Here is a 4,598-nt window from a genome sequence, read left to right on the forward strand (position 1 = left end):
TGTGTATAAGAGACAGACCTCCCCCACTCCCCCTACTTGCCTTCACCCGTCATTTTCGGGTTGACAGACTACTAGGTGGAATTTGTTCAATAGGAATTAGTGATTCCATTACAGTTTTAACAATTGGTGCAGCTACAGTAGAACCATAGGCATTTTCTCCCTTTGGTTCATCCACAACTGCAAACACCACATAACGGGGAGATTCCACAGGCAAAATAGCGACAAAACTGGTAATTCTTGCACCTTTAATATATCCACCATTAGGACTAGCTTTTTGCGCTGTTCCTGTTTTGCCACCAATCCGGTATCCTGAAATTCTGGCTGCTTTACCAGTACCTGAACTGACTACTGTTTCCATCATTTCCACAACCTTTTGGGTGGTTGTAGGTGAGAAAATTTGTCTTGGTTCTGGAAGAGTACGTGAATAGTGCATTCCGCCCTTAGTATCAATTAGTCCCCGGACTACATGAGGTGTGACTAATTTGCCCCCATTAGCTAATGCGCCGTGTAGTTGTACCAGTTGTAATGTAGTTAGAGAAAAGCCTTGTCCAAAAGATGTGGTAGCTGGTTCAATGGCTGAAGAAATAAATTGTTCTTGACTTTTTAATTGACCACCAACTTCAAAGGGTAAATCTGTTTCAACTTTTTGTCCTAACCCTAAACGTTCTAGCCAGTTGTAGTATATGGATGGTTTTATTCGTTGAATGATTCTGACCATGCCAATATTACTAGAAGTTTGTAAAATTTCAGGAATAGTTAATCGGCGATAACCAGTTTTTTCGGCATTTTTGATGGTATGTGTGCCGATTTTAATAGAACCAGGATCTTCAAAAGTGTCATCTGGTTTGATTGCACCATTTTCGAGAGCGATCGCCACATTCACCGGCTTAAAAGTTGATCCCGGTTCATAAAGATCAGCCACAGTCCAATTTTTGAACAGAGAAATATCAGACTTAGCATATTGATTCGGATTATAGGTAGGCTGAGAAACCAAAGCCAATAAAGAACCATCCACTGCATCCATGACAATCACTGCACCCCGTTTGGCACTAAATTTAGTCATCTGTTCTTTTAAGGCTGCACGGGCTACCCGTTGCACACGATTATCAATAGTCAATTGCATTTTTAAATCATCAGAATTCAGAAATCCCTCGGTCACATAATTCGGCATCAACGACCCATTTCCCGACTTACTCATCCGCACTGTTTGTCCAGAACGTTCTAGTAACTTCTCCTGACTATATTCCACACCAGCTTGACCACGACGGTCAAGATTAACATAGCCCACGACATCCGCCACTAAATCATCTTGGGGATAAAATCGGGAGTATTTTTGAATAAACTCAAACCCATTCAAACGCAGTGATATTAACTTATCAGTAATATCTTCAGAGACCCCAGAAGCCAGTAAAATTCCACTCCGTTTACTTTGGAATGTTTTGACCAAATCAGCCTTTTCTTTGCCGATAATTGGTGCGATTTTCTCCGCGATTTCTTCCTGGGATAGCTCGAATAACTTAGGATGACTATATACAGTATAAACGGGACGATCAATAGCCAACACATTATTATCCCGATCCACTACTGGACGACGAGGCATATAAGGGCGCACATTCACCATTTGCTGATTTCGCGCCTTCTTAGTCAGCTTTTTTCCCTGAATAATTTGTAATTGATATAAATTAAATGCCAAACCTACCATAGCAATCATTAACACACCCCATACAGCAAACAGTCGTAATTGAATGTTAGGTGGAGTTTCCGGTGTTTTTGGCTCAATATTTTCTGATTGAGTTTGTCTAGAAAACTTTCGTTTGCGTCTGAATTCTAAATTACGTAGATTTCTAAGTTGTGTTTTAAGTGATGACTTTAGCATGAGTCAGGAGTTCAGTAGGTAGGGGCGCAGGGACTGCGCCCATTCAAGAGTATGGCTAACGCCACGCTGCGCTATCAGGATTTCAGGAGAAAGAAGAAAGAATGAAAAATATTAACTAACGACCAATGACCAATGACCAATGACCAATGACCAATGACCAATGACCAATTAATATCCTAATGGAGAAGGGGGTTCAGGTTGCGGTTCTGGTTGAGAAGTTGAGAATGACGACCGGGGATAATTATTAGATGTTGGTGGTAAGAAAATTGTCCCCTTAGAAGTTGGTGATACCAGTTCCGTACCGGGCTGTTCTGCTTCCTGTGCCATTTTGCTAGTTAGTGTCGCATTGGCAGTATTTAACTGTCGTTCATGACGTTGTAAGCTTTGTAGCTTACGGTAAGAATCACTCCAAAGCTCTTGTGAATATACAGTCCAACCATAAACTATTAATGTTGCTACCACTAATAAAAATGCTAGAATCGACGAATAGCGATTGACCATATACATACGTAGTAACCATTCAGGCATGGATGGAGTATGACTCATCCTATAAGCAGCAGTATTTGATTGTCTATTAATATCAGTAGTTTGTTGTTTACCCGCGTCTACACTTGAGGTGCGAATTGCTGTTTTATTTCGGCGAGAACCTAAGAAATTCAGCCAAGCATTTCGGGGACTAGACGATTTAACTGCGATCGCTTCACTGTCTAATCGGGAGGAACTCTGGCTTTTTTTATTCAAATTTCGAGAACGTCGCTTATTCAATGACCCAGGAGAATTGCCCCAGAACCAGGTATTTTTTGCGAAAACTGCTGATTTACGTTCAAAACCCATGATTTTTCTGATAATAAATACTTTATTTTTGACTTAATTAGATTTTGCCCAAAGTTACAAAAAAAGGGAACAGGAAATATCCAAGTTTTCAATTTCTCTCTTTTCAGGGGGATTTCACCCTTCTCTCTAGCAAATTTTTAGAACAATGATCGATATCATTCTAACCGTTAATTACACACTGTTTGTGTTACATATAATCTACAAGAATGTTACAAAAAAGAATGGGTTGAAATATGTAATCAGAAAGTCCTTAAAAAAAATCAATAAATAAGGTATCTTATTCAACAGGCGAAAGATTTTATTGCCACAATTGGTGAAAGAGGAGTTATGAAGACAAAAATTTTTGGTTTGGCTCTAATGTTAAGTCTGGCTACCATGCTTGGAGCTTGTGACGGTGGTAGTCAACCAGCAGGTACTACCAGTTCTCCAGCAGCAACAACAGGTGGCGAACCAGCAGATACTGGTGCTACCCCCGCAGCTACCACATCTCCTGATGCGGCGACATCTCCTGCTGCGACCACATCTCCCGCAGCTACCACATCCCCTGCTGCGACCACATCTCCTGAGGCTACTCCCAAACAACCTTAGTATAGGGTAGGATATTAGCCTTTCCTGGGTAGTTGATATCTTTAAAAATTATTTTCTACAAACCTCTACTGAGAAAGTTAAGATAGTTTGTAGATTAAGGAATAAAGATTCAACTGCCTAACGGCGTTAAGTTGGGTAAAAAAGGCAACATTCATCAGGTTTTGCTTCTGGGCTAGATTCAGTTCTCGCCCAGTTTGATTTTTTTTTATTTGTTTTGTCAGTAACCAAAGTAATCTCAATATATGCTGTTACTGCAATTTAGTACATCTCATTATTGTCGCAAAGCCAGATTGGCATTGGGTTATAAAGGAATTAGTTATCAAACCGAAAATCTCACTCCAGGGCTGCACATCTTGAGGCTAAAGTCCTTAACTGGATTGACAACATTACCTGTCCTGTTACCCCAAATTGTCGGACAACCCCAAGCTATTGGCGACTCTACGGAAATTTTTAAATTTTTAGAAAGCTATCAACCCGAACCTACCTTGTTTCTACCCAATTTAGAACAGCAAACTCAAGCTGCGATGTTAGAAGACTGGTTAGATGAAAGTATAGGCACGGCTACTAGATTTGTATATTATCAATTTCGCGCTGGTGAAGGTAAGGCAATTGACCCATCACTATTTAGCCAAATGGTGATTAAAGTAGTCAGACAACAATATGGTATTAATGATACTACCGTTGAATTAGCTAAAAAAAGACTCGCTAATGCCTTGTCATTATTGTCTATGTATTGGCAAAAAGGTGATTATTTAGTGGGTAGCCGCTTGAGTATAGCTGATATTGCAGCGGCGGCTTTGTTGAGTCCTTTAGCACTAATTCCTGATTATCGTCAGGCATATCCACAGATTTTTGCACGAATTATCAATATCCACCAGTTATGTGGTGAACCATTGCCACCAGGACTTGAGGACGTAGGGGCGCAGGGACTGCGCCCAATCAGGAGTTAAGATGAAACGGATACTACTAGCTATTTTGAGCGTTACTACTAGTATTTTAGTCGGGTTCAGTGGTCATAGTGGTAAAGTCGTGATGGCATTACCACCACAAGCAGATATACCAGAGGAGATATTGCGAACAGAGATTATTCTAGCAGCGCGATCGCCCATTGATGGCAGAATCCTCACGCCCGCAGAATATGCCGAATTGCAAGCACAAATGCAAATAAGTCCACCACCACGTTTAGCCTCCGGTATCCGCGACAAAATATTCTTGCTGCAACTACGCAAAACATTATTACAATTTTTCCCATTTTTAAGTATTTAATTAGGGGAGGTGGGGGAGGTGGGGGAGGGAAGAA

5 protein-coding genes are annotated in these 4,598 nt (G+C 40.8%); 3 read left to right on the top strand and 2 right to left on the bottom strand.

Annotated features, from left to right (window positions below; translation table 11 throughout):
• Positions 1-49: 49 nt before the first annotated feature.
• Together IQ228_RS21590 and IQ228_RS21595 are read right to left on the bottom strand one after the other, a co-directional pair.
• Entirely contained in the window at positions 50-1,876 is a 1,827-nt protein-coding gene (locus tag IQ228_RS21590; RefSeq protein ID WP_027403210.1) for a penicillin-binding protein 2, read from the bottom strand.
• A gap of 168 nt (positions 1,877-2,044) precedes the next feature.
• Complete coding sequence (locus IQ228_RS21595; RefSeq protein ID WP_027403209.1) at positions 2,045-2,710, bottom strand: hypothetical protein; 666 nt, start codon at positions 2,708-2,710, stop codon at positions 2,045-2,047.
• 327 nt (positions 2,711-3,037) lie between these two features.
• Between IQ228_RS21595 and IQ228_RS21600 the strand changes: the two genes are divergently transcribed.
• From IQ228_RS21600 to IQ228_RS21610, 3 genes are all read left to right on the top strand, one after another.
• Entirely contained in the window at positions 3,038-3,298 is a 261-nt protein-coding gene (locus tag IQ228_RS21600; protein WP_027403208.1) for a hypothetical protein, read from the top strand.
• Positions 3,299-3,540: 242 nt separating this feature from the next.
• Positions 3,541-4,248, top strand: a complete 708-nt coding sequence (locus IQ228_RS21605; protein ID WP_027403207.1) for a glutathione S-transferase — start codon at positions 3,541-3,543, stop codon at positions 4,246-4,248.
• Position 4,249: 1 nt separating this feature from the next.
• The gene (locus IQ228_RS21610; RefSeq protein ID WP_027403206.1) at positions 4,250-4,564 is read left to right on the top strand and encodes a hypothetical protein; all 315 of its coding nucleotides are present in this window, start codon (positions 4,250-4,252) and stop codon (positions 4,562-4,564) included.
• Positions 4,565-4,598 lie beyond the last annotated feature (34 nt).

Source organism: Dolichospermum sp. LEGE 00246 (assembly GCF_015207865.1).
In the GTDB taxonomy this organism is placed as follows: Bacteria; Cyanobacteriota; Cyanobacteriia; order Cyanobacteriales; family Nostocaceae; genus Dolichospermum; species Dolichospermum heterosporum.

Bases quoted from the DNA above. Each gene is read 5' to 3' on its own strand.
- IQ228_RS21605 (WP_027403207.1), top strand. From the start codon at position 3,541: ATGCTGTTACTGCAATTTAGTACATCTCATTATTGTCGCAAAGCCAGA.
- IQ228_RS21610 (WP_027403206.1), top strand. From the start codon at position 4,250: ATGAAACGGATACTACTAGCTATTTTGAGCGTTACTACTAGTATTTTA.
- IQ228_RS21590 (WP_027403210.1), bottom strand. From the start codon at position 1,876: ATGCTAAAGTCATCACTTAAAACACAACTTAGAAATCTACGTAATTTA.
- IQ228_RS21600 (WP_027403208.1), top strand. From the start codon at position 3,038: ATGAAGACAAAAATTTTTGGTTTGGCTCTAATGTTAAGTCTGGCTACC.
- IQ228_RS21595 (WP_027403209.1), bottom strand. From the start codon at position 2,710: ATGGGTTTTGAACGTAAATCAGCAGTTTTCGCAAAAAATACCTGGTTC.